This is a genomic window from Billgrantia sp. NRB1, from assembly GCF_056921725.1.
Genome location: NZ_CM167783.1, coordinates 1627436 through 1651793, shown reverse-complemented (window position 1 = coordinate 1651793; position 24358 = coordinate 1627436). Strand labels below are relative to the sequence as shown.

Sequence of the window (24358 nt, the reverse complement as noted above, 5' to 3'; positions counted from 1 at the left end):
GGTCTATTCTCAAGATAGCCCGGTGAGGAGGCCTGTCAAGACAACCGGCCGCCTCGACACACGAGGCGACCGGGAAGGGGATCAATGGTGAACGGCCGATGCCGAACAGCCGCCTGAGCGCGCCGGCATCGGCCGCCCTCTGGCAGTCGCCCTAGCGCTTCTTCTGTGGGGGCAGATCGGTGCAGACGCCTTCGAACAGTTCGGCGGCCATGCCCACCGACTCGCCCAGGGTCGGGTGGGGGTGGATGGTCTTGCCGATGTCGACCGGGTCGCAGCCCATCTCGATGGCCAAGCAGAGTTCGCTAATCAGGTCCCCTGCCTGGGTGCCGACGATGGCCCCGCCGATGAGGCGATGGGTCTCCTCGTCGAAGATCAGCTTGGTGAAGCCTTCGTCACGGCCGTTGGCGATGGCCCGCCCGGAGGCGGCCCAGGGGAAGACCGCCTTGCCGTACTTGATGCCTTCGGCCTTGCATTCGGCCTCGGTCTTGCCGGCCCAGGCGACTTCCGGATCGGTGTAGGCCACCGAGGGGATCTGGCGGGCATCGAAGACGCTCTTCTGGCCCGCCGCGGCCTCCGCCGCGACATGCGCCTCGTGCACCGCCTTGTGGGCCAGCATCGGCTGGCCGATGATGTCGCCGATGGCGAAGATGTGCCCGACGTTGGTGCGCATCTGCTTGTCGGTGGCGATGAAGCCGCGTTCGTCCACCGCCACGCCGGCGTTCTCGGCACCGATCTTGTGGCCGTTGGGGCGGCGACCGACCGCCTGCAGGATCATGTCGTAGAGCTGCGGCTCGGCGGGGGCGCCCTCGCCCTCGAAGCTGACCTTGAGGCCGTTCTTCTGGGCCTTCACGGCGGTGGTCCGGGTCTTGAGCATCACCTTGTCGAAACGCGGCTGGTTGACCTTCTCCCACACCTTGACCAGGTCGCGGTCGGCGCCGGCCATCAGCCCGTCGAGCATCTCGACCACGTCGATGCGGGTGCCCAGGGTGGAGTAGACCGTGGCCATCTCCAGGCCGATGATGCCGCCGCCGATGACCAGCATGCGCTTGGGGATGGTGGTCAACTTCAGCGCCCCGGTGGAATCGACCACCCGGGGGTCGTCGGGAATGAAGGGCAGCTTCACCGACTGGGACCCGGCGGCGATGATGCACTTGTCGAACTTGATCACCTGCTTGTCGCCGGTCGTCTCCTGGCCGTCGCCGCCGGTCAGGGCCACTTCCAGGTGGTGCGGGTCGAGGAAGGTCCCGACCCCGCGCACCACCTCGACCTTGCGCGCCTTGGCCATGCCGGCCAGCCCCCCGGTGAGCTTGCCGACGACCGATTCCTTCCAGCCGCGCAGCTTGTCGAGATCGATCTTCGGCTTGCCGAAGGCGATGCCGTGATCGGCCATGGCATTGGCCGCATCGGTCACCGCCGCCACATGCAGCAGCGCCTTGGAGGGGATGCAGCCGACGTTGAGGCAGACCCCGCCGAGGCTGGCATAGCGCTCCACCAGCACGGTCTTCATTCCCAGGTCGGCGGCCCGGAAGGCGGCCGAGTAGCCGCCCGGCCCGGCGCCAAGCACCAGCATCTCGCACTCGAGGTCGGCGCCGCCGCCATAGCTGGCGGCCGTCGGCGCGGGCGCGGCGGCCGCCTGCTCCCCCGCTCCCGGCCCTTCCGCGGGGGGAGCGACGGGCGATTGCCCTTCCGCCTCCAGCATCAGGATCGCCGACCCTTCCGAGACCTTGTCGCCGACCGTCACCAGCACCTCGGTGACCTTGCCGGCCTTGGGCGCGGGCACGTCCATGGAGGCCTTGTCGGACTCCACGGTGATCAGCGGGTCCTCGGCACGGATGGTATCGCCGGTCCGCACCAGCACCTCGATCACCGGGACGTCCTGGAAATCGCCGATGTCCGGTACCCGCACCTCCTCCAGGCTGCCGCCGCCATAGCCGCCGCCGGCATCGCCGGGCGCCGGGGAGGATGCCCCTCGCTCATGGACCGCCGGCTGGGGGTCGTGATCCGCCACCCGGGCCCCCGTCTCGGCCGGCTCCAGCATCAGGATGGTCGAGCCCTCGGAGACCTTGTCCCCCTCCTTGACCCTGAGCTCGCCGACCGTCCCCGAGACCGGGGACGGCACGTCCATGGAGGCCTTGTCGGTCTCCAGGGTGATCAGCGGGGTGTCGATATCGATCGCATCGCCCGGCTGGACCAGCACCTCGATAATCTCGACGTCTTGGAAGTCACCGATATCGGGCACCTTGATTTCGATTGCCATGGTGTCGTTCCCCCTTACATCATGATGCGCCGCATGTCGGCGAGCAGGTTGGCGAAATGGACGTTGAAGCGGGCCGCGGCGGCGCCGTCGATCACCCGATGATCCCAGGAGAGCGACAGGGGCAGCATGAAGCGCCAGGCCGACTGCTTGCCGTCGGGGGAAACCTGTTTCCAGTAGGAGCGACACACGCCCATGATGGCCACTTCGGGGGCGTTGATGATGGGCGTGAAGTAGAGCCCGCCGATCCCCCCCAGTGAGGAGATGGTAAAGCAGCCGCCCTGCATCTGGTCGGGCTTGAGTTTGCCTTCGCGGGCCAGCTTGGCCAGCGCGCCCATCTCCTGGGCGATCTCGACCACGCCCTTCTGGTCCGCGTCGCGGATCACCGGCACCACCAGGCCGTTGGGCGTGTCGGCGGCAAAGCCGATGTGGTAGTACCGCTTGAGGATCAGGTTGTCGCCGTCCAGCGAGGCATTGAACTCGGGGAACTGCTTCAGGGAGGCGACCGCGGCCTTGATCATGAACGCCAGCATGCTGACCTTGATGCCCGCTTTCTCGTTCTCCTTGTTGAACTGCACCCGGAAGGCCTCCAGGTCGGTGATGTCGGCCTCGTCATGGTTGGTGACGTGGGGAATCCGCACCCAGTTGCGATGCAGGTTGGCGCCGGAGATCTTCTTGATGCGCGACAGCGGCTGGGTCTCCACCGGGCCGAACTTGCTGAAGTCCACCTGGGGCCAGGGCAGCAGATCCATGCCCCCGCCGGCGGTCGGAGCGCCAGTTGAAGCGCTAGCCGCCGCCGGGGCGCCGCCCCTGGCGAAGCTGCGTATGTCCTCCTGGGTGACCCGCCCCTTGAGGCCGGTGGGCGGCACGCGGGTCAGGTCCACCTCCAGCTCGCGGGCCAGGCGGCGCGCGGAGGGGCTGGCGTGCACCCGGCTGAAGTCCGCGATCGGGCCGCTCGGCGGGGCGCTGGCGGGGGCGGCCGCCGGGGCAGCGGGGGGCGCCGCAGGCGGCGCTGGCTCCCCGCCCCCTCCGGCGGGCGCCGCGGCCTTGTCCCCCTCCCCCGCTTCGGGCTTGTCTGCCGCGCCCGCCTCGCTCTCCAGCAGCAGCACCAGGCTGCCCTCGGAGACCGAGTCGCCGAGATTGACCTTGACCTCCTTGACCGTCCCCGCGGCAGGCGCGGGCACGTCCATGGAGGCCTTGTCCGATTCCACGGTGATCAGCGGGTCCTCGACCTGGATCTGGTCGCCGGCCTGGACGTGGATTTCGATGATCGGGACATCGGTGAAGTCGCCGATGTCCGGTACCTTGATCTCTTGAATGGCCACTATTGTTCTCCTTCTTTCCTTCGGCTCAGCTCTCAGGCGTACAGGGGGTTGGGCTTCTCGGGGTCGATGCCGTATTTGGCGATGGCATCGCGCACCTTGCCGCTCTTGAGCTGGCCCTCGTCGACCAGGGCCTGAAGGGCGGCCAGGGTGACGTGATGGCGATCCACCTCGAAATGGCAACGCAGGGCCTCGCGGCTGTCGGAACGGCCGTAGCCGTCGGTACCCAGTACCTCGAAGCGCCGCGGCACGAAGGGCCGGATCTGTTCGGCGAACATCCTGATATAGTCGGTGGAGGCGATGACCGGGCCCTCGGTGCCTTCCAGGCACTGCTCGACATGGCTCTTGCGGGGCTTCTTACCCGGATGCAGCCGATTCCAGCGCTTGACCGCGTGGCCGTCGCGAGCCAGCTCGTTGAAGCTCGGGCAGCTCCAGACATCGGCCGCCACGCCCCAGTCGTCACGCAGCAGGTCCACCGCGGCGATCACCTCGTTGAGGATGCTGCCGCATCCCAGGAGCTGCACCCGCGGTCCCTTGGCCTTGCCCTCGGCCTGGCGGAACCGATACATGCCCTTGATGATGTCTTCTTCGGCACCCTCGGGCAGCGCCGGGTGATGGTAGTTCTCGTTCAGGGTGGTGATGTAGTAGAAGACGTCCTGCTGCTCCTCGTACATGCGCTTGAGGCCGTCGCGTACGATCACCGCGACCTCGTAGTGGAAGGTGGGATCATAGGCCATGCAGTTGGGGATGAACTGGGCGAACAGCTGGCTGTGCCCGTCCTGGTGCTGCAGCCCTTCGCCGTTCAGGGTGGTGCGCCCGGAGGTGCCGCCGATCAAGAAACCCCGCGCCAGCATGTCGCCGGCCGCCCAGGCCAGGTCGCCGACGCGCTGGAAGCCGAACATGGAGTAGTAGACGTAGAACGGGATCATGGTGACCCCGTGGTTGCTGTAGGAAGTGGCGGCGGCGATCCACGACGACATGGCACCATCCTCGTTGATGCCCTCCTGCAGGATCTGGCCCTTCTGGTCCTCCCGGTAGGGCATGATCTCCTCGGCGTCCATGGGCACGTACTTCTGCCCCTCGGGGGCGTAGATCCCGATCTGCCGGAACATGCCCTCCATCCCGAAGGTGCGCGACTCGTCGGCGACGATGGGAGTCAGCCGCGGCCCCAGGGTCTTGTCCCGGGCCAGGGCGACCATGATGCGCACCACGGCCATGGTGGTGGACAGGGTGCGCTCGCCGGTGTCCCCCAGCACCTGTTTGAACAGCTCCAGGGGCGGCGCCTCGAGCCGGTCGCCATTGCGCTGGCGCTGGGGCAGGTAGCCCCCCTGCGCCTTGCGCTGGGCATGGAGGAACTGCATCTCGGCGCTCTCCTCCGGGGGCTTGAAGAAGGCCGCCTGGGTGACCTGTTCGTCGCTGAAGGGCAGGTCGAAGCGCTGGTGGAAGTAGCGCAGGTTGTCCTCGCCCAGCTTCTTCTTCTGGTGAGTGATGTTCTGGCCCTCGCCGCCTTCGCCCATGCCGTAGCCCTTGACGGTCTTCATCAGCAGCACCGAGGGCTTGTCCTGGGTGTTGACCGCCGCGTGATAGGCGGCGTACACCTTCTGGGGGTCGTGGCCACCGCGGACCAGCTTGTAGTAGATGTCGTCGTCCGATAGATGGGCGACCATCTCCTTGAGTTCCGGGTACTTGCCGAAGAAGTGCTCACGGATGTAGCCGCCGCCCTTGGCCTTGAAGTTCTGGTACTCGCCGTCGACGCACTCCTCCATGCGCTGGCGCAACAGCCCCTGGGTGTCCTTGGCCAGCAGCTCGTCCCAGCCCGATCCCCACAGGCACTTGATGACGTTCCAGCCCGCGCCGCGGAAGTTGCCCTCCAGCTCCTGGACGATCTTGCCGTTGCCCCGCACCGGACCGTCCAGGCGCTGCAGGTTGCAGTTGATCACGAAGATCAGGTTATCGAGCTTCTCCCGGCTGGCCAGGGCGATGGCCCCCTGGGACTGGGGCTCGTCCATCTCGCCGTCACCCAGAAACGCCCAGACCTTGCGCCCCTCGGTGTCGGCCAATCCCCGGTGCTGGAGGTACTTCATGAAACGGGCCTGGTAGATGGCCATGATCGGCCCCAGGCCCATGGAGACGGTGGAGACCTGCCAGAAGTCCGGCATCAGGTAGGGGTGGGGGTAGGAGGAGATCCCCTTGCCGTCCACCTCCAGGCGGAAGTTCTCCAGCTGCTCCTCGGTGAGCCTCCCCTCGAGAAATGCCCGCGCGTAGATGCCCGGTGCGCAGTGCCCCTGGAAATAGATGATGTCCCCCCCTTGGCCATCGCCGGGGGCCCGCCAAAAGTGGTTGAACCCCACCTCGTACATCACCGCCGAGGACTGGTAGCTGGCGATATGCCCCCCGGGTTCGGCGGGCTTCTTGTTGGCGCGCACCACCATGGCCATGGCGTTCCAGCGCAGATAGGCGATCAGCCGCTGCAGCAGGGCGGCGTCGCCGGGCAGCTTGGCCTCCTTGTGGGGCGGGATGGTGTTCACATAGGGCGTGCGGGTGGTATCCGGCGCCTCGGCACCGGTCCGGTAGGCTTCCTCCACCGCCTTGTGCAGCAGGTAGGTGGCGCGCTCGGGGCCCACCCGCTCCACCACCACGTCGACGGCTTCCTGCCACTCCCGGGTCTCCTGGGGATCGAAGTCGTTGTAGTCTTCAAATGCCATGGCGTGTCTCCCTTGATTGGGGCGGAATTGTTGTTGGTTATCGATCGGTCTGGGCCTCGACCACGGCGAAGGCGCTCATGTTGGCGATGCCCCGTGCGGTGACCGTGCGGTTGAGGACGTGAACCGGCTTGGCGGCCCCTAGCAGGATCGGCCCCACGGAAACGCCGTTGCCCAACACCTTCAGGGCGGTGAAGGCGATATTCGCCGCGTCTAAATCGGGCATGATCAGCAGGTTGGCCTCGCCCTCGAGCAGCGAGCCGGGCAGGATCCGCCCGCGCACCCCCGTGGAGAGCGCCGAGTCGGCCTGCATCTCGCCGTCCACCATCAGATCCGGCTCCCGCTCCCGGATCAGCGCCAGGGCCTCGCGCATCTTGCCGGCGCTGGCGAAGTCGGAGCTGCCGAAGTTGGAGTGGGAGACCAGGGCGGCCCGGGGCGTGATGCCGAAGCGGCGCACCTGCTCCGCGGCCAGCAGGGTGATCTCGGCGATCTGGCTGGCATCGGGGTCGTAGTTGACGAAGGGGTCGGCAATGAACAGCGTGGCCCGCTCGAGGATCAGCAGCTGCAGGGCAGCCGGCGTGCTGACGCCCTCGCGCAGGCCGATGACGTCCATCACCAGATCCAGGTGCTCGTGGTAGGTGCCCACGGGGCCGGCGATCATGGCGTCCACGTCGCCCCGTCGCAGCAGCAGCGAGGCGAGGATGGTGGCCCGGCTGCGGACGCGCTTCTCGGCGGCCTCCGGATGGACGCCGCGGCGTCCCATCAGCCGGTGGTACTCGCTGGCAAGCGCAGCGTAGTCGGGATAGTCCTGAGCGTCGATCAGCTCGAAATCGACGCCGGGCGTCACCGGCAGCCCCAGCTCCTCGATGCGCGCCTCGACGACCGCACGGCGGCCGATCAGCAGGGGCCTGGCATAGCGCTGGCTGACGCAGACCTCCATGGCGCGGAGCACCCGCTCGTCCTCGCCTTCGGCGTAGAGCAGGCGCAGTGGGTTGTGTCGCGCCCGCTCGAACACCGGCTCCATCACGTTGCCGGAGCGGTAGACCAGGCGTGACAGCGAGCGGGCATAGGCCTCCAGGTCCTCGATGGGGCGCGTGGCCACGCCGCTCTCCATGGCGGCCTTGGCCACCGCCGGCGGGATGGTGTCGATCAGGCGCGGGTCGAAGGGTTTGGGCAGGATGTAGTCGGGGCCGAAGGTCAGCGCCTGGCCGCCATAGGCCACCGCCACCGTTTCCGGCACCGTGGTGGTGGCCATGTCGGCAATGGCCTTGACGGTGGCCAGCTTCATCTCCTCGTTGATGGTGGTGGCGCCGCAGTCCAGGGCGCCCCGGAAGATGAACGGGAAGCAGAGGACGTTGTTGACCTGGTTGGGGTAGTCCGAGCGTCCGGTGGCGATCACCGCATCCGGGCGCACCGCCTTGGCCTCCTCCGGCATGATCTCCGGGGTGGGGTTGGCCATGGCCAGGATCAGGGGGCGTCCCGCCATGGTCGCCGCCATCTCCGGGGTGAGCGCGCCTCCGGTCGAGAGACCGAAGAAGACATCGGCCCCGTTGACGGCATCGGCCAGGGTGCGGGCCTCGGTGCGAGCCGCATAGCGCGCCTTGTACTGATCCAGGCCGTCACGGTCGGCGTGGATCACGCCACTGCGGTCGCAGACCAGGATGTTCTCCTGGCGAACCCCCAGGGAGACCGCCAGGTCCAGGCAGGCCAGGGCCGCGGAGCCCGCGCCGTTGCACACCAGACGGATGTCGCCGAGCGGCTTGTCCACCACCCGCAGGCCGTTGAGCAGCGCGGCCGCCGTGACGATGGCGGTCCCGTGCTGGTCATCGTGGAACACCGGAATATTCATCCGCTCGCGCAGGCGCCGCTCGATCTCGAAGCACTCCGGTGCCTTGATGTCTTCCAGGTTGATGCCCCCGAAGGTGGCCTCCAGGCCGGCGATGATCTCGATCAGCTTGTCCGGGTCGCGCTCCTCGATCTCGATATCGAAGACGTCGACGTCGGCGAACTTCTTGAACAGCACCGCCTTGCCCTCCATCACCGGCTTGGAGGCCAGGGCGCCGATGGCCCCCAGCCCCAGCACCGCCGTGCCGTTGCTGACCACGGCCACCAGGTTGCCGCGGGCGGTGTACTCGGCCGCCAGCAGGGGATCGCGCTCGATCTCCTCGCAGGCCGCGGCCACGCCGGGGGAATAGGCCAGGGAGAGATCCCGCTGGCTGGCCATGGGCTTGATCGCCTGGATCGCCAGCTTGCCGGGGCGGGGAAACCGATGGTACTGCAGGGCGCTGTCGCGCAGATCGTCTGCCATGTGCTCTACCCCATTCGTTGTTATTGACAGCGAGGCGGCCTCGGTGACCGTCTTGCCGATCGCCTTCTCGAACTGTTGTCAGTCCGGCTCTACCGGCCGAGCCACCCTTGCCTTGGCAACGCACTCGACTCGATACGCCTTAGGGCAATATAGACATCAACGGTTAACGAGCAATCAACGAAGATTGGATGCCACGACATCGTCATCGCCGTCCTCGCCGTTGAGGTGACATTCGAAGGGGGGATCCTGACTGCAGTCGTGAGGGTGGGCGTTGCGCGTCTCGTGGTCCTTCAGTCCTCGGCATTCAGCAATTCGCGGATCGCCCGGCCGATCTCGGCCAGCACCCGCTCGCTGCGTGCCACCTCTACTTCGCCGCGAACGCAGGCCACGACCGCCAGCTGGCGGCCCTCGCCCACCATGGAGACGATGCCGGCATCGCAGGCCAGGCGATGCTGGGTGCCGGTCTTGTGGGCGAAGCGGATGCCGGGCCCAAGGCCCGCCTTGAGCCGCTGCTCACCGCTGGCGGTGGCGGTCATGATCGCCAGCAGATCGGCGCTGGCCTGAGCCCCCAGCGCCCGCCCCTGCGCCAGGGCGGCGAGCAGGTCGGCGACGCCATCGAGCCGGCCGCCGTTGAGGCCGCTGGCGTAGTAGCGGGCGAAGGCGGCCTCCAGGCTCGGCAGGCGCAGCGCCTGGGGCGCAAGCTCCAGCCGGTCCACTAGCCACGCCAGCCGCCGGGCGTCGTCGGGCTGCTTCTGCAGCGCGATGAAGTCGAGGCCGGTCAGCTCCCGTGCGGCGGGATGCAGCGCCCCGTACACCTCGCGGCGCACGTCCACCAGGCGGGTGATCGGCCCCAGCCGCCGCGGCTCGTCGACCAGCGCCGCGGCACGCCGGTTGATGGCCGAAAGCCCCAGGTGCTCGATCAGCATATCGGTGGCGGTGTTGTCGCTCACCGTGAGCATCGCCACCAGCAGTTCGCCCAGCGTCAGCGGCGTGCCAGGGTCGTGCCAGTTGGTCGGGCCGGCACCGTCGATATAGTGGCGCTCCTCGAGGATCAGGCGCTCCTCGAGGGTCGTCTCGCCCACCTCCACCCGAGCCATCAGCTCGATGGCCACCGGCACCTTGACCAGCGAGGCTAGGTACCAGGTCTCGCGATCCCGCCAGCCGAAGGCAGGCGCATCCGAAGCCAACGGACGCAGGTGCACCCCCAGCTCGCCGTCGAAGGCGGCCTCGATGGCGGCCAGGCGCGATTCGAGCCGGGCCCGCCAGTCGGCCTCGACGGCGGTGGAAGCAGCGGTGGCCGTTACGGAAAAAGACAGTGAGAGCAGCAGGCCGGCCAGGGCCAGGCCTATCATCAGGGCGCGGGTCATCGCCTCGCTCCCATCCAGCGCAGCAGGGCGATCCAGCCCGCGGCCCCCAGCACCAGCGCCACGCCGATGCCCAGCGTCTGCGGATAGCTGTACACCTGCCAGGCCTCGAGCAAAAAGCGCAGGATCAGAAAGATCACCACGATATGAAACACGAACGCCTTGAGGGCGTCACCGCCGATCAGGGTGATCGGCCTAAGGGCGCGCGCCGCCCCCGCCCCACCCCACAGGCAGAGCGCCAGGATCACCAGGGCGCCGCCCAGGCTGAACAGCATGAAGGACAGCGCCGGCGGGTGCTTGCCGCGGTTCCAGGCCACGCCCATCAGGGCCTGGTAGAGCTCGGGCAGCGCCAGCGCCAGAAAGCCCAGCAGCAGGGCCACGCCGAGCCCGCCCACGCCGAGGACCAGCCGTCGGCGCCATACCGGTGTCCCGTACCCGCGCAGCAGCGCCTCGCCGATCAGCAGACCCAGCATCACCAGCGGGAGGCGCGAGAGCTGCCCCCAGGCATAGTGGTCGTCATCCTCCACCAGGATCGCCTTGAGCGGCTCGATCCCCCAGAAGTGGAAATGCCGCTCCAGGGCCCCCGCCAACAGGGCCACCGCCACCGGTGCCGCCAGCCGCGACCAGAGCGGCAGACGCCGCCACAGGGGAAGCACCCAGGGCAGCCACAGCAGGGCAATGGCGTAGAAGCCGAGGATCTCCACCCAGATCGGAAAGCGCTGATACAGCAGGGCGTCGAGGATATCCTGAGGCTCATAGAGCGGCAGCATCTCGACGATGGTCAGCGCCTTGTACCAGAACAGCACCTCGAGCCCGCGCAGCAGCAGTTTGAGGCGCCGCCGCGGCCAGCCTGGCTCGCCGACCCTGGGCAGGAAGGCCACGGCCAGGGCGATGCCGAACACCACGATGAACAGCGAGGAGGAGAACTTGGTGAGCAGGTGGATCGGCACCATGCCCCAGTCGGGCACCTGGCGAATGCCGTACAGCCCGCTCACTGCATGGCTGAGGATCATCAGCGAGATGGCGATGCCCCGGGCCAGGTCGATGGCCTCGATGCGCGCCTCGGCGGCCGGCAGCACCGGCCGTTCGTTGAGTCTCGAGGTGACTCCCTTCCCCCCCATGCGGCTCTCCCGTCGCTGCTCGTCCCGGACTCAGTCTCGCCGAGACACCCCGGACTATGCCAGCGCGCCGGCCGTATACCAGGCGATCATGCGCTCTTCGTCGGTGGGAATCACCCACAGCCCCACCCGGCTCTCCGCCGCGGCGATATCGGTGGCATCGGCCCGGTTAGCGGCCGGGTCGAGGGCCGCCCCCAGCCACTGGCAGCCCGCCACCACCCCGGCGCGCACCGGGGCGGCGCGTTCGCCGATGCCGGCGGTGAACACCAGATGGTCCAGCCCGCCCAGCGCCGCGGCCAGGCTGCCGATCTCGCGCACGATGCGGTAGACATAGAGTTCGATGGCCTCGGCGGCCTCGGGGGCCTCGCTTTCCAGCAGCTCGCGCATGTCGCCGCTGATCCCGGAGACGCCGAGCAGCCCGGACTCCTTGTAGAGCAGGCGCTGCACGGCCTCGGCGGCCATCCCCTCCTGGAGGATCAGGTGCAGCACCAGGCCCGGGTCGAGGCTGCCGCTGCGGGTGCCCATCATCAGCCCCTCCAGGGCGGTGAAGCCCATGGTCGAGGCCTGGCTCACGCCGTCGCGGATGGCACACAGGCTGGCGCCGTTGCCCAGGTGGGCGACGATCACCCGCCCCGGCGGCACGGCGCCCTGAGCCTCCCCGGGCCCTGCCCTGTCCGGCAGCACCCGCTCGTTGAGGGTGCGATTGATGTAGTCGTAGGAGAGGCCGTGGAAGCCGTAGCGCACCACGCCCGCCTCGCGATAGCGGCGCGGCAGGGGAAAGGTCTGGGCCACGGCGGGCTGCCCGGCATGGAAGGCGGTATCGAAACAGGCCACCTGGGGCAGCGCGGGACGCAGCGCCGACAAGGCCCGCACCGGGGCGAGGCCATAGGGCTGGTGCAGCGGCGCCAGGGAGTTGAGCGCCTCCAGGGCAGCAAGGGTGGCGTCGTCGAGGCGCACCGGGTCGGTATGCTCGCGCCCGCCGTGGACGATGCGGTGGCCCACCGCCGCGATCTCGCCCAGGTCAGGATGGGCCTCGATCCAGGCCAGCAGCCGCTCCAGGGCGGCGTCGTGATCGAGCGCGGCGGGTAGCTCGCCAAGCGGCGAGCCGGCGGGGTCCAGCGCCCGGCCCTCGGCGTCGTGCAGGCTCAGCCGCGCCTGGCCGCCTAGGCCGGCCAGGTGGCCACGAAAGCGCAGCGTCAGCGCCAGCGGGTCGGCCTCCACGGGCACGCCGAACAGCGCGAACTTGATGCTCGAGGAGCCGCTGTTGAGGACCAGGATCTCGCGCATCACCGGCCCACCCGCTGCTGATGGTCGGCGGCCAGCAGCGCAAGGGCGCAGGAGGCCAGGCGGGTAATGGCGTCGTCGGCGCGGCTGGTCAACACGATGGGCACCCGGGCCCCCACCACCAGGCCGGCGCCGGTGGCGTCGGCCAAGTAGGTCAGCTGCTTCATCAGCATGTTGGCGGACTCCAGGTCGGGCGCCACCAGGATATCGGCCCGACCGGCCACCGGCGAGACGATGCCCTTGGCCGCCGCGGCGGCCTCGGAGACGGCGTTGTCGAAGGCCAGCGGGCCGTCGATCACCCCGCCGCGAATCTGGCCGCGCTCGGCCATCTTGCACAGCGCCGCCGCCTCCAGGGTGGAGGCGATCTTGGGGTTGACGGTTTCCACCGCCGAGAGAATCGCCACCCTGGGATTGTCATTGCCCACGGCATGGGCCAGCTCGATGGCGTTCTGCACAATGTCCCGCTTGGCGTCGAGCTTGGGATCGATATTGATCGCCGCATCGGTGATGAACAGCGGCCGCGGGTAGGTGGGCACATCGAAGGCCATCACATGGCTGATGCAGCGCTCGGTGCGCAGGCCACCCTCGCGCTTGACCACCTCATGAAGCAGTTCATCGGTGTGCAGCGCACCCTTCATGATCGCCCCCGCACGCCCCGCGCGAACCTGCGCGACCGCTTCGGCGGCGGCGGCATGGCTGTGGGGCACATCGATCAGCGGGAAGTCGTCGATATCAATGCCGGCCGCCTCGGCCGCCGCCCGGATCTTCGCTTCCGGGCCGACCAGCAGCGGGCGAATCAACCCGTGGCGCGCCGACTCGAAGGCCCCCAGGATCGACACCTCGTCGACCGGGTGTACCACCGCCATATCCACCGGCTCGGGGTGATCGGCGGCACTGAGCAGCTCGTGCAGGCGGGCCCGCTCGGCCATGCGCACCCGCGGCAGAACCGCCCGCGGGCGGCGGATCTTCTCGGTGGGCGCCTGGACCTCCGCCTCGCCCTCGATCACGGCGCGGCCGTTCTGGTTCGTACAGCGGCAGTCGAAGGTGATGCGCTTGCGCGCCTCGTCCTTGGCGCGCACCGTGACGCCGACCTGCAGCACGTCCCCCAGGCGCACCGGCTCGAGAAAGCGCAGCGTCTGGCCGAGGTAGATGGTACCGGCACCGGGCAGCTCGGTGCCGAGCACCGTGGAGATCAGCGCCCCGCCCCACATGCCGTGGGCCACCACCTCCTGAAAGCGCGTGCTCTTGGCAAAATCTTCGTCGAGGTGCGCGGGATTGATGTCCCCGGACATGATCGCAAACAGCTTGATATCGTCCAGCGTCAGGCGCTTCTCCAGCGAGGCGCTGTCGCCGATGTGAATTTCGTCGAAGGTGCGGTTCTCGATATGGCCGTTGCCGTCCGTCAGCTCATGATTCTCCATCCGGCGGGTCTCCAAGGGTAAAAACGCTCATCATACTGCGTCGCAGCATGAACATGCCGTCAGCATCGACGATAGCTTGACCGACATCAAGGTCTTACGCCGGCCCCATGCGGCTTTCGCAGGGCACAGCCTGGGCAACTATAGTGACTCAGGCCCCTGGACGCGCTGGAGAGACACTCACATGCCCGATTATCGCAACGATCCCACCCTGGCGATCCCCGCCTTTCCCGGCAGCCATCTGGTGCTCGACGACCATTATGTGTTCGTCTCGGGGCTGACGGTCGCCGATATCCAGGGCGGCGAGAGCGTGATGGGCGATATCGGCGAGGAGACCCGCTGGGTGATGCGCCGGCTGGAACGCATGCTCACCTATGTGGGCGCCGACCTGGCCGACACGGTGCGGGCGGACGTCCACCTGACCAACCTAGACGAGCTGCGCAACATGGACGCCGCCTATGCTGAATTCTTTCACCATCACCGCTATCCGGCGCGCACCTGCACCATGACCCCGCGCCTCTACGGCGGCGCTAACGTGGAGATCACCCTGATGGTGCGCCGGCGCCGCGACACGGCGAGCTCGGAGGCGTGAGCCGCGACATCAGAGGGTCATGCCCGGCTCAATCCGATAGCCCAGATCGATGGCCGGCTCACCGCCCGGCTCGCCCTGGATTCGCCGGAGCAGCTCACCGGCCGCGCACTCGCCGATGGCCTGGCGGGGGGTGATCACGCTGGCCAACCGCGGGGTCATCACCTGTCCCACGTCATGGCCATGGAAGCCGGCCAGTGCCATCTGCTCGGGCACCTTTACGCCGCGGCGCAGGCACTCGAAGTAGGCCCCCACCGCCACGTCGTCGTTGGTGCAGAAGATGCCATCGGCCGCGGGATAGTCGCTGAGAATTTCTCCCAGCAGGGCCGCCCCCACGCTGTAAGAGGAGCGCTGGCTGCGCTGCAGGGTGACCGGCTCCAGGCGATGCTCCTGCATGGCGCGGCGGTAGCCCGCTTCACGCTGGCGGGTGCGCGCGTCGAGGCGCACGGCCAGGTAGAGGATGCGGCGTCGGCCGCGGCGGATCATCTCGCTGACCATGTCGTAGGCGGCCTGGACGTTGTCGTAGCCCACCGCCTGATGCAGCGGCGGGGTCAGCGAGTCCATGATCTCGACGGTGGGAATCCCGGCGGTTTCCAGCATGCGCAGGCTGCGCGGGCTGTGATGGCTGTCCGAGAGAATCACCCCGTCCACGTTGTAGGAGAGCAGCGAGGCGAGGCTGCGCTCCTCCAGCTCCGGGCTATAGCCGTAGTGGGAGAGCATCAGGTGGTAACCCGCCGGCTCGGTGACCGTCTCGATGCCGACGATCACCTCGGCGAACACCTGGTTGGTCAGCGAGGGCACCAGCACGCCGATGGCGTGGCTCTTGGCCTTGGAGAGGATGTCCGGCGCACGGTTGGGAATATAGCCGAGCCGCTCGGCCACCTCGAAGATGCGCTCGCGCAGCCCCTCCGAGACCGTGGTGGGATCGCGCAGGCAGCGGCTCACGGTCATCTTGGTGGCGCCGACCTGGTCGGCGATATCCTGTAGCGTGGGGCGTTTCTTTTTCACGGCATTCTGATCGAAGTGACGGTGAGCCCTGCCAGGCTCTGTCTGAAAACTGGCTGCGCTCGACCATACGGCGTTAAAAATCGGTTCAAAGTACTCATTTACACCCCGTAAACTCCGTCTTTTCGCCGATTTTTGCCTTGTCTGGCCTTCGCTCGCCGACTTTTCGGACAAAGCCTTGGGTGGGAAAGAGCGACGCGCTCACCTTACCCAAGTTGTCCCGCAAACGCATGTCCGCCACGCTGCCGACCCACGGTTCAGCCGGCGCCCAGCCAGTCCAGGGCGGCATCGAGGATGCTGTCCGGCGAGCGACTCACCGACAGCGCCAGGGCTTCCCCCTCGCCCGGAGGCTCCAGGTCGGCCAGCTGGCTGTCCAGCATCTCGTCACCCTTGAAGAAGTGCCCCTGGCGGGCCATCAGCCGCTGTCGCAGCAGGGCCCGCTCGCCTTCCAGGTAGAGGATCCGCAACGCCGGGTCGGCGGCGCGCAGTTGCTCTCGGTAGCGGCCCTTGAGGGCCGAGCAGGCGATCACCAGAGTGGCATCGCGCCGCCGGTAGTCGGTAAAGAACCCTGCCAGGGTCTGCAGCCAGTCCTGGCGATCGCCGTCATCCAGCGGCACACCGTTGGCCATCTTGGCGATGCTGGTCGGCGAGTGGTGGTCGTCGCCGTCGATGAAGTCGGCCTCCAGCCGCTCGGCCAGCAGGCGCCCGATATGCGACTTGCCCGAGCCGGACACCCCCATGACCAAGATGCGGTACGTGGTCCGTGGCATGATCACCTCCTTGTCGGTCTCAGTTGCCACGCACGGCGGTCAGGTCGGGCAGCCAGGTCACCAGCCCGGGGAAGGCGATCAGGATCACCGCCATGACCAGCAACGTCGCGTAGTAGGGCAGCATCGCCTTGACCAGCTGCTCCATGGTCACCTTGCCCACCCCGCAGCCGACGTACAGGCAGGTGCCCACCGGTGGGGTCAGCAGCCCGATGCCCAGAATGAACGCCATCAGCACCCCGAAGTAGACCGGTTCGATGCCCACCGAGGTGACGATCGGCGTCAGCATCGGTGCCATGATCACCATCGCCGGGGTCAGGTCCATCACGAAGCCCACCAGCAGCAGCAGGCCGGCGACGATCAGCAGCAGCCAGAACGGGTCCTGGGTGATCGCCTGCACCTGGATCACCAGGGTCTGGGGCACCATGTTGATGGTCAAGAACCAGGCGATCACCGTGGCGAAGGCCAGCAGCAGCAGCACCATGCCGGTCAGCCGTGCGGTGCGGATCAGCATCCCCCACAGCTCGCGCACGTGGAACTCGCGGTAGACCGCCAGCGAGATGAACAGCGAGTAGAGCAGCGCGGCGACCGCCGCCTCGGTGGCAGTGAAGACCCCGCCGATGATGCCGCCGACCACGATCACCGGCAGCACCAGCGCCAGCCAGGCGGCCTTGAACGCCTGCCACAGCGGGCCGAGGCGGAACTTGCGGGTCTGCCCGGCGCCGCCGAAGCTGGCCATGATGAAGGTGGTAACCATCAGCCCGAGACCGATCATCACCCCCGGCACGATGCCGGCGATGAACAGCCGGCTGATCGAGGTCTCGGTGACGATGCCGTAGAGGATCAGCGGAATCGACGGCGGAATGATGATGCCGATCACCGAGGAGACGGTGTTGATCGCCGTGGCCTGGGGCGCCGAATAGCCCTGCTGCTTCATCGACGGGATCATCATCGAGCCGGTGGCGGCGGTATCGGCCACCGCCGAGCCGCTGATGCCGCCGAAGAACATCGAGCCGGTGATCGCCACCTGGCCCAGTCCCCCGCGGATGAAGCCGACCAGCGCGCCGGCCAGTTCCATCAGCCGCCGGGCGATGCCGCCGGCGCTCATCACCTCGCCGACCAGGATGAAGAAGGGGATGGCCAGCAGCGGGAAGTTGTTGATCCCGCGCACCGACTGTTCGATGAGGATCGACAGCGGGATATCGGAGATCACCGCCATCACCACCGCGGCGATGCCCAGTCCGAAGGCGATCGGCAGGCCCAGGGCCAGGGAGGCGAACAGAATGCCGAGAAAGATCCAGAGCATGACAGGGAGTCCTTAGCGAGCGCCGAGCATCAGGCGGGCGGCGCACCAGGCGCGCCAGATCGCCACCGCGGCGATGAAGGCGGCGCACAGCACCAGCGAGAGATTGATCAGGTTCCAGGGCACGCCGAGGATCGCGGTGCGCCCGGTGGAACGGGAAATGACGAGGTAGCCGCCGATCATGATCACGATCATCAGGCCGGTGATCAGCAGGTGCTGGACCAGGTAGAGGCCGTAGGCGGCGCGCTCCGGCAGCTTGCGCAGCAGCAGGTCGACGGCGATATGCTCGAAGCGCGCGAAGGCCGCAGCGGCGCCGATGAACACCAGCCAGATGAACAGCATGCGCGCCAGCTCATCGGCCCAGGGCAGCGAGCGGTTGAACAGCGCCCGGCCGATGACGTTGGCCGACACCGAGACGATCAGGGCCACCAGGATCGTGGCGATCAGATGCTCCATGGCCACGGTCAGCCAGCGGAACGGCGCGGGGCCGCGGCGCTGCTCGGTATCGATCTCCAGCGGCTGGCGGCGCGGGTCGTCGAGAAACTCCGCCGGGTCCGGCGGGGAGTGAGAGGGTTGCATAGGCGCTCCAAACGCGGACGGACAGGACGCGGGGCAGCGTGCCCCGCGTCTGACTCATGGGTTGCCCGAGGGCAGACGCCTTAGTCGTTCATGGTCTGTTCGACGATCTGCTGGATCTCGGCGACCAGGTCCTCGCCGATGCGCGGCGCCCACTCCTCGTAGACCGGCTGCACGGCCTCCTGGAAGGCGGCGATCTGGTCGTCGTCGAGGCGAGTGATCTGCATGCCGCGCGCTTCGAGCTGATCGCGGGACCAGTCGTCATACTCGGTGGCCAGCTGGATCTCGTACTCGGCGGCCTGGCGGGCGGCTTCCTGAATCAGCGCCTGATACTCCTCGTCGAGGCGGTTCCAGGTGCGCTCGGAGATCATCTTGATGAACGGCGTGTAGACGTGGCGGGTTTCGGAGCCGTACTCCTGCACCTCGTAGAAGTTGGAGGTGAGGATGGTGCTCCAGGGGTTCTCCTGGCCGTCGACCACGCCCTGCTCCATGGCCGAGAACAGCTCGCCGAAGGCCATCGGCGTGGGGTTGGCCCCGAGGGTCTCCCAGATCGACAGGTGCACCGGGTTCTCCATGGTGCGCACCGACAGGCCGCGCACGTCGAGGCCGGCCACGTCCTCCGGCGTGGCGACCGGCCGCGCGCTGTTGGAGAGCTGGCGGAAGCCGTTCTCGGAGAACGCCAGGGCCTTGATGCCGGTGCCTTCGAAGCCGTCGAGCATCGCCTGGGCGACCTCGCTGTTGAGCACGGCGATGGCCGCCTCGCGGGTCGGCAGCAGGAACGGCAGGTCGAACACCGCCAGCTCGCTGACATAGGTGGTGGCCGGCGAGCTCGACGGATAGGTCATGTCCAGCGAGCCGGTCTGCAGCATCTCCATCATCTGCACGTCGTCGCCCAGCTGGCTGTTGGGGAAGATGTTGACGCTGATGCGCCCTTCGCTGCGCTGGTCGAGGATATCGGCGAAGTACTGGGTCGAAAGGTACTGCGGCGAGGTCTCGGCCAGGCCGATCCCCATGCGCAGGGTGATGCTGCCGTGATCGCCGACCGTGTCGCCTTCGATGGCGGGAGGCGCAGAGAGGTCGGGGGTCTGGGCGTAAGCGAGGCTGACAGAGAGGGTGGCCGCGCCGGCCAGCGTGAGCGTGGTACGCCAGATTGGGGTCATGGCGGTATCTCCATTGCAGATTATCGTTGTTGATGCGGGAGTCGGTGCCGCTTGGACCGAAAGTTCGACTCGAGGCATCGGATGACCCGGGATTGTTACCGGTAACATTCGATGATAGAAGCGTAGAAGGGTGGCCGCGGAGTGTCAACGCGTCTCGCGCCGGCCACGCCTAGACCTTAGTCGCAATACCGAAGAAAAACGACTCTTCGCACTTTAGCGTGAACATGTTTGGCGGGCTTTATGGGGGGAGGCCGGCTCTGCCGGCGGTTCGACGCTTCGACGAAGGCGCCGCAGGCGCCCCTTGGGTAGCGCTGCGCGCTACTTCGCGAGCTGAAGCTCCCTCCCACAAAGCCAGTTCACGCCAGTCTACGATGAACCAGAAAATCTGCACCGATGGGGGTGCCGCGTGACCTCACTCCTCCGGCTAATCGAGCACTTCGACGCTCTCCAGCGTCAGCTGGCGCCCCTCCGCGGGGGCATACTGGAACTCGCCCACCACTCGCACCCGCTCGCCCAGATGCGGGGCGATCTCCTCGTGGGGAAAGATCTCGACGCGGTTGAGATCGGCGTCTTCGATCCAATAGTGCAGCGGCTCGTCGAAATGGCGCACTTCTCCCTGGGTGGCGACCACGGCCCCGTCATGGCTCGCCGGGTCGGACGCGAGCACCGCCAGGGTCACTTCCCGGGGCGCGTCGTCGCCACCGCAAGCCGTCAGGGCGGTGAAGAGCCCTGCCAGCCATAGGGACCTGGCACGAGCCGGCAGAATCGATGATGAGGGTATGCCCATGGTGGCCTCCGATTGGCGTTGGGTATCGACGCCCGAGCCGGCCAGCAACCCGGCCCGCGGCCGAGCCGGGCTCGGTCGCGGGCGCCGCCTCAGGGCAGGATCAGCGTCATGCCGGGCCAGACGTGATCCGGGCTCTCGAGCACATGCTCATTGGCCGCGTGAATCTCCGTCCAGCGGTTGGCGTTGCCATAGTAGCGTCCGGCGATTCTTGCCAGGGACTCTCCCGGATTGACGCGATAGAGGGTACCGCCCTGGACGCGACTGACCAGGCGCTGATCGTGCTCCAGTTCCTCGGCCAGCTGTTCCAGGTCGGCCTGCTGGGCCGCGCTGCCGCCGCCGGCGCGGCGCAGTTCCCGCTCGGCAGAACGCATCGCCTGAGCCGTCAGCCGCGCCGATGCATGGGCCGACTCGAGCTCCAGGGTGCCCCCCTCTTCCGGCGGCAACCGACTGCGCAGCGCTGACAGCTCGGCGTGGTGTTCGCGGTACTGGATATCGCGATCCCGCTGAGCCTCCTGCAGGGCCTGCTCCAGCTCGGCCACCCGCACCGAGAGGGCATTGACCTCCTCGCTGGCGCCCGCCTCGTCGTTGAGGGCCTCGCGGGCCTCCTCCGCCATGTCGGTCGCCTCGCTCGCCTGCTCGCGCGCCTCGGCCAGCTCGGCTTCCAGGGCGTCGAGCTGCCCGCGCAGCGCCTCCATCTCGCCCGCTTTCTCCTGCAGGCGGCTGTTGGCCGCCTCCAGCTCGCTTTGCAGCGACTCCTGCTCGGCCTGCAGCGCCTGGCCGTCCTGCTCGGCCAGCGCCGGCGTGCCCAGGGCAGCGACCAGCAGCCCCGCGGCGAAGAGCCCGGGCAGCGGCAGCCGGCGTTTGGCCACTGGGGAAGCGGCGAGAACAGCTTCGGTCATAGTCGTGTCTCCCTGCGGATGCGTTTGGCCCGCTGCACCGTGCAGCAGGCCCATCGAAACCTGAGTCGCGGATATGAAACCAGTTCATCCCGCCCCCTGAGTATGGACAGCCCGACGCTAGCTTTCTTGCCTTGGCTTCAACGCTGTAGCGAAACGACCCGGTTCCGGCCGGAAAGCCGCCTCACATACAGGTTCACAGCGCCTCTTTGCAGGCGTGCCTTCAGGTCGTCCCCGAGCGATGCAGGCAATCTGCGATAACCTCGCCCCGAGGATGGCATCCTGGCGCCGGGGACGGCATCATGGGGCCCCGATTTCCTCATCCATTCACCGATCCAAGAGGCCCCGTCCAACCCCATGAGATTTCTGATTCGCTACTTCTTCCGCGGCGTTCGCCTGGTGCTCACCCCCGTGATGCTGACCGCCGAGAAACTCTCCACGCCCAACCAGGACGTCGAACGCAGCGCCGATCAGCAGGCGCAGGTCGACGAGCAGTGCCGAGCACTGGCGCTCTACCAGTTCCGCGCCTGCCCCTTCTGCATCAAGGTGCGCAAGGAGATGGCACGCCTGGGCCTGAACATCGAGCTGCGCAACGCCCGCGACGACGCCGAGCATCGCCAGGCGCTGGAGGCCGGCGGCGGGCGCGTCAAGGTCCCCTGCCTGCGGATCACCCACGCCGACGGCAGCGACGAGTGGCTCTACGAGTCCGACGAGATCATCGCCTGGCTGCAGCGTCGCTTCGACACCGCCGCCAGTCAGCCGGCCTGATCCTCTAGGCTGGCCAACAGCCGGTTGGCCAGCGCATACGCCTCCTCGCGGGCCAGAAACGGCAGGCTCACCCGGCCGTTGGCCAGATTAAGCCGCAGCGTTGCCACCCCGTGTCGGCGCTGCAGCCAGCTCTGCTGCACGCTCGCCGAGACCAGGCTGTGCAGGGGGAACAGGCTAGTGCGCTGGCCCCATAGCCCCTGGCGGACCCGCAGGTAGCCCCCTTCCCGGGCCCAGCCCAGTGCCAGCCAGCGCAGCTGCGCCAGCCCGGCCGCCAGGGGCAGCAGCAGCATGGCGAGCAGCCCCCAGATAAGCGGCGACAGACTGGCCGGCCCCGCCAGCCCGCCAAGCACCAGCAGCGCCGCGAAAAGTCCCAGCAGGATGCGCCAGAACATCACCCGCCGATAGAGAGGCGTGACCCGTGCCAGGGGCTGGCGCATCTCCAGGCCGGGCCAGAGCACGGCGCTCAGCGCCCGCCCCTGGGCCACGCTGAGTCCCGGCACCAGGAAGCGGCGCGACTCGGCAACGCTGCCCCCGCCCAGCGCCCCGAACTGATGGCAAACCAGATAGCCGCGACCCAGCAGGCGACCCAGGCCGGTCTGCACCCACTCCACCACCTGCAGGCGCGACAGGGTCAGCACCTGCTCCTGGCGATGGAAGAGCCCACTGACCTGAACCTGTCGGTCGCCGTCATCGCGCAGCACATAGCCGTGAAAGCGCCACCAGGCGGCCAGCACCGAGAGCAGTGCCAGCACGACGACCACCGTCAGCAGCCCCAGCGCCGCCGCCAGGGGCGCCGAGGCCGGCAGCCAGGCACGCAGCTCGAGATGCGGCAGGTGGTCATGGAGCCAGCGCTCCAGCGGCTGCACCAGCGGCGAGAGCATCGCCGCGATCACATACACCGAGCGGCTGGTCAGGCCGTGCAGCACCAGCGCCCCGGCCGTGAGGGAGAAACGTAACCGCGATGGCGCCGACGCCTCCGGCTCCTCCGGCGCCAGCGATGTTTCGGGGGTGTCGCCGGTACCGCGCAGCCGCCGCCCCAGCGCCTCGGCGATGTCACGGCGGATCCCCGGCAGCTCGATGCGTGAGGCTTCTCCTGCCAAAGTTTCCACCTGCCACTGCACCACACCGAAGGGGCGCATGTAGAGAGGCTGATGCACGGCGATATGCTGCACATGGGAAGCCGACACCTTGAATTCCCGGTGCTCGAAGAGCCCCTTCTGGATAACCAGCACGTCGCCCTCGAGGCGGAAGCGAAAGCGCCGGTAGTAGAGCAGGCTCAGCAGCACCGCCACCGCCAGCAGCAGACCACCGCCCAGCAGCAGCTCGCGAACGCCGATCCGCTCCACCAGCGCCAGGCCAGCACCGGCTCCCAGCAGCAGCGGCAGGTGCTGGCGAATCAGCGACAGCCCGGAGGTCACCAGCAGCAGTCCCACCGCCCAGGGCGACAGCCGCTGCCACCGCGCCAGCCGCGCTGCGGCGTTCTCGGTTCCGGAGCGGCTCACGGCCCCTCCGACGGCGAGGGCGGCGCCCCTTCCAGCCGCGACAGCAGGTGCTGCTTCACCCCCTCGGCTCGGGACGCCGGCAGCCCTTCGAGCAGCAGGTCCGCGCCGCGCCCGCCGGCCGTAAAGCAAGCGAGTCGGACTAACCCAAAGGCCCGCTCGACGGGGTTGCTGAGCGTTTCGACGTGCTGCAGACGCACCAGTGGCAGCACCTGGGTACGTCGCACCAGCAGGCCACGCCGATAGATCAGGTCATGCTCGCGCACGCCGTAGGCGCGACGCCGCGCCTCGATCCAGCTCAGCCCCACCGCGACCAGGCCGATCAGTGCCACGGCGCCGGCCGCCAGCAGCTGCCAGCGGGCCGCCTCCTCGTGCTGCAACGGGAAGATCAGCACCAGCACCGTGACCAGCATCCAGCGACCCAGCAGCAGCAGCGCCTGACAGGGTGCCAGGCGCGGCGAAACCGGCGTCAGCGGGGCCTGCTCGAGAGCCGGCAGCGAGTCGGGGTCGAGAGGATCGTTGGTGAACGGCACGGCGGCTCCTGAATTCCAAGGGACATGGCGCACCCGCAAGCGAGAAAAGCGCAGGCGCGATGTTGCTGCACGGGCGCTATGCTGTAGGGAGTGGAACCGCAACAATCCGAAGGGAGGCACGGTAATCGGTCAATTGTCGGCCCTGGCGGCCGAAGGAGAAAGTACCATGGCCATCCCGATGACCATCCGGGAATACCTCAGAGCCTGCGACATCGACTATGAGGAGGTCAAACATCCGCGCGAGGTCAGCACCAGTCGGCTCGCCCAGGTGGCCCACGTCAGCGGCGAGCAACTGGCCAAGGCAGTGATGCTGCATGCCGACTCGGGCTGTCACCTGGCGGTGCTGCCCAGCAGCTGCGACGCCGACCTCGAGGCGCTGTCGCAGCTGTTCAACGAGCGGGTCGAACTCGCCTCCGAGGCCGAGATCATGAGCCGCTTCAGCGACTGCGATCCGGGCGCCACCACCCCGGTGGGCCAGGCCTACGGGCTACAGGTCTATGTCGACGACATGCTGCGCCATCAGCCGGACATCTATTTCGACGCCGGCGATCACGAGACCCTGCTGCATATGAGCGGCAGCGAATTCAACCGGCTGATGAGCAACAGCCCCCACGGGCACTTCAGTCGCCACCACTGAGCCGCCCTGCCCCAGCAGGGTATCCGGCTCCCCCCAGGGCCGCGGCCGATCACCGCGGCCCCGCTTGA

Annotated in this window: 20 protein-coding genes; 3 read left to right on the top strand and 17 right to left on the bottom strand. The window is 67.9% G+C overall.

Translation table 11 applies throughout. The annotated features are described in order from the left end of the window. Positions 1-151: 151 nt before the first annotated feature. The 8 genes from lpdA to ACZIYR_RS07390 all read right to left on the bottom strand — a co-directional run bounded on the left by lpdA (position 152) and on the right by ACZIYR_RS07390 (position 13773). Positions 152-2257, bottom strand: a complete 2106-nt coding sequence (gene lpdA / locus ACZIYR_RS07425) for a dihydrolipoyl dehydrogenase (protein ID WP_483528744.1) — start codon at positions 2255-2257, stop codon at positions 152-154. A 14-nt stretch (positions 2258-2271) separates the two neighbouring features. Next, positions 2272-3615, bottom strand: a complete 1344-nt coding sequence (gene aceF, locus ACZIYR_RS07420) for a dihydrolipoyllysine-residue acetyltransferase (protein WP_483529058.1) — start codon at positions 3613-3615, stop codon at positions 2272-2274. Beyond that, complete coding sequence (gene aceE, locus ACZIYR_RS07415; protein WP_483528743.1) at positions 3612-6281, bottom strand: pyruvate dehydrogenase (acetyl-transferring), homodimeric type; 2670 nt, start codon at positions 6279-6281, stop codon at positions 3612-3614. The genes aceF and aceE overlap by 4 nt, the downstream gene beginning before the upstream one ends. A gap of 37 nt (positions 6282-6318) precedes the next feature. Further along, positions 6319-8586 carry an NADP-dependent malic enzyme gene (locus ACZIYR_RS07410; RefSeq protein ID WP_483528742.1) on the bottom strand — a complete coding sequence of 756 codons (2268 nt, stop codon included), beginning with the start codon at positions 8584-8586 and terminating at the stop codon, positions 6319-6321. Between the two features lie 290 nt (positions 8587-8876). Further along, a complete protein-coding gene (locus ACZIYR_RS07405) occupies positions 8877-9953 on the bottom strand; it encodes a serine hydrolase (protein WP_483528741.1) in 1077 nt (358 codons plus the stop codon). Next, entirely contained in the window at positions 9950-11071 is a 1122-nt protein-coding gene (locus ACZIYR_RS07400) for an acyltransferase family protein (protein WP_483528740.1), read from the bottom strand. Before ACZIYR_RS07400 ends, ACZIYR_RS07405 begins: the two co-directional genes overlap by 4 nt. Before the next feature lie 54 nt (positions 11072-11125). After that, the gene (locus tag ACZIYR_RS07395) at positions 11126-12355 is read right to left on the bottom strand and encodes an acetate/propionate family kinase (RefSeq protein WP_483528739.1); all 1230 of its coding nucleotides are present in this window, start codon (positions 12353-12355) and stop codon (positions 11126-11128) included. Next, positions 12355-13773: a bifunctional enoyl-CoA hydratase/phosphate acetyltransferase gene (locus ACZIYR_RS07390; protein ID WP_483528738.1), complete on the bottom strand. Its 1419-nt coding sequence runs from the start codon at positions 13771-13773 to the stop codon at positions 12355-12357. The genes ACZIYR_RS07395 and ACZIYR_RS07390 overlap by 1 nt, the downstream gene beginning before the upstream one ends. 181 nt (positions 13774-13954) lie before the next feature. Here ACZIYR_RS07390 and ACZIYR_RS07385 point away from each other — a divergent pair, with 181 nt between their 5' ends. Next, the gene (locus tag ACZIYR_RS07385; protein WP_483528737.1) at positions 13955-14362 is read left to right on the top strand and encodes a RidA family protein; all 408 of its coding nucleotides are present in this window, start codon (positions 13955-13957) and stop codon (positions 14360-14362) included. A 9-nt stretch (positions 14363-14371) separates the two neighbouring features. Here the strand turns inward: ACZIYR_RS07385 and gntR are convergent, their stop codons facing one another. The 7 genes from gntR to ACZIYR_RS07350 all read right to left on the bottom strand — a co-directional run bounded on the left by gntR (position 14372) and on the right by ACZIYR_RS07350 (position 20856). After that, positions 14372-15367: a gluconate operon transcriptional repressor GntR gene (gene gntR / locus ACZIYR_RS07380; protein ID WP_483528736.1), complete on the bottom strand. Its 996-nt coding sequence runs from the start codon at positions 15365-15367 to the stop codon at positions 14372-14374. A gap of 254 nt (positions 15368-15621) precedes the next feature. Then, positions 15622-16134, bottom strand: coding sequence for a gluconokinase (locus ACZIYR_RS07375; protein WP_483528735.1), 513 nt, complete (start codon positions 16132-16134; stop codon positions 15622-15624). A 19-nt stretch (positions 16135-16153) separates the two neighbouring features. After that, the gene (locus tag ACZIYR_RS07370; protein WP_483528734.1) at positions 16154-17437 is read right to left on the bottom strand and encodes a TRAP transporter large permease; all 1284 of its coding nucleotides are present in this window, start codon (positions 17435-17437) and stop codon (positions 16154-16156) included. Between the two features lie 12 nt (positions 17438-17449). Continuing rightward, positions 17450-18013 carry a TRAP transporter small permease gene (locus ACZIYR_RS07365; RefSeq protein ID WP_483528733.1) on the bottom strand — a complete coding sequence of 188 codons (564 nt, stop codon included), beginning with the start codon at positions 18011-18013 and terminating at the stop codon, positions 17450-17452. An 80-nt stretch (positions 18014-18093) separates the two neighbouring features. Then, entirely contained in the window at positions 18094-19170 is a 1077-nt protein-coding gene (locus tag ACZIYR_RS07360; RefSeq protein ID WP_483528732.1) for a TRAP transporter substrate-binding protein, read from the bottom strand. Positions 19171-19594: 424 nt separating this feature from the next. Beyond that, complete coding sequence (locus ACZIYR_RS07355; protein WP_483528731.1) at positions 19595-19957, bottom strand: hypothetical protein; 363 nt, start codon at positions 19955-19957, stop codon at positions 19595-19597. 89 nt (positions 19958-20046) lie between these two features. Continuing rightward, positions 20047-20856, bottom strand: a complete 810-nt coding sequence (locus ACZIYR_RS07350) for a LysM peptidoglycan-binding domain-containing protein (RefSeq protein WP_483528730.1) — start codon at positions 20854-20856, stop codon at positions 20047-20049. Between the two features lie 354 nt (positions 20857-21210). Here ACZIYR_RS07350 and ACZIYR_RS07345 point away from each other — a divergent pair, with 354 nt between their 5' ends. Beyond that, entirely contained in the window at positions 21211-21621 is a 411-nt protein-coding gene (locus ACZIYR_RS07345; RefSeq protein WP_483528729.1) for a glutaredoxin family protein, read from the top strand. Here ACZIYR_RS07345 and ACZIYR_RS07340 read toward each other — a convergent pair. Next, the gene (locus ACZIYR_RS07340; RefSeq protein WP_483528728.1) at positions 21609-23123 is read right to left on the bottom strand and encodes a PH domain-containing protein; all 1515 of its coding nucleotides are present in this window, start codon (positions 23121-23123) and stop codon (positions 21609-21611) included. The two genes, ACZIYR_RS07345 and ACZIYR_RS07340, sit on opposite strands and share 13 nt — an antisense overlap. After that, positions 23120-23653, bottom strand: a complete 534-nt coding sequence (locus ACZIYR_RS07335) for a PH domain-containing protein (RefSeq protein WP_483528727.1) — start codon at positions 23651-23653, stop codon at positions 23120-23122. The genes ACZIYR_RS07340 and ACZIYR_RS07335 overlap by 4 nt, the downstream gene beginning before the upstream one ends. A 166-nt stretch (positions 23654-23819) precedes the next feature. Between ACZIYR_RS07335 and ACZIYR_RS07330 the strand changes: the two genes are divergently transcribed. Next, on the top strand, positions 23820-24290 hold the full coding sequence (locus ACZIYR_RS07330) for an aminoacyl-tRNA deacylase (protein ID WP_483528726.1): 471 nt from the start codon (positions 23820-23822) through the stop codon (positions 24288-24290). The last annotated feature ends 68 nt before the right edge of the window (positions 24291-24358 follow it).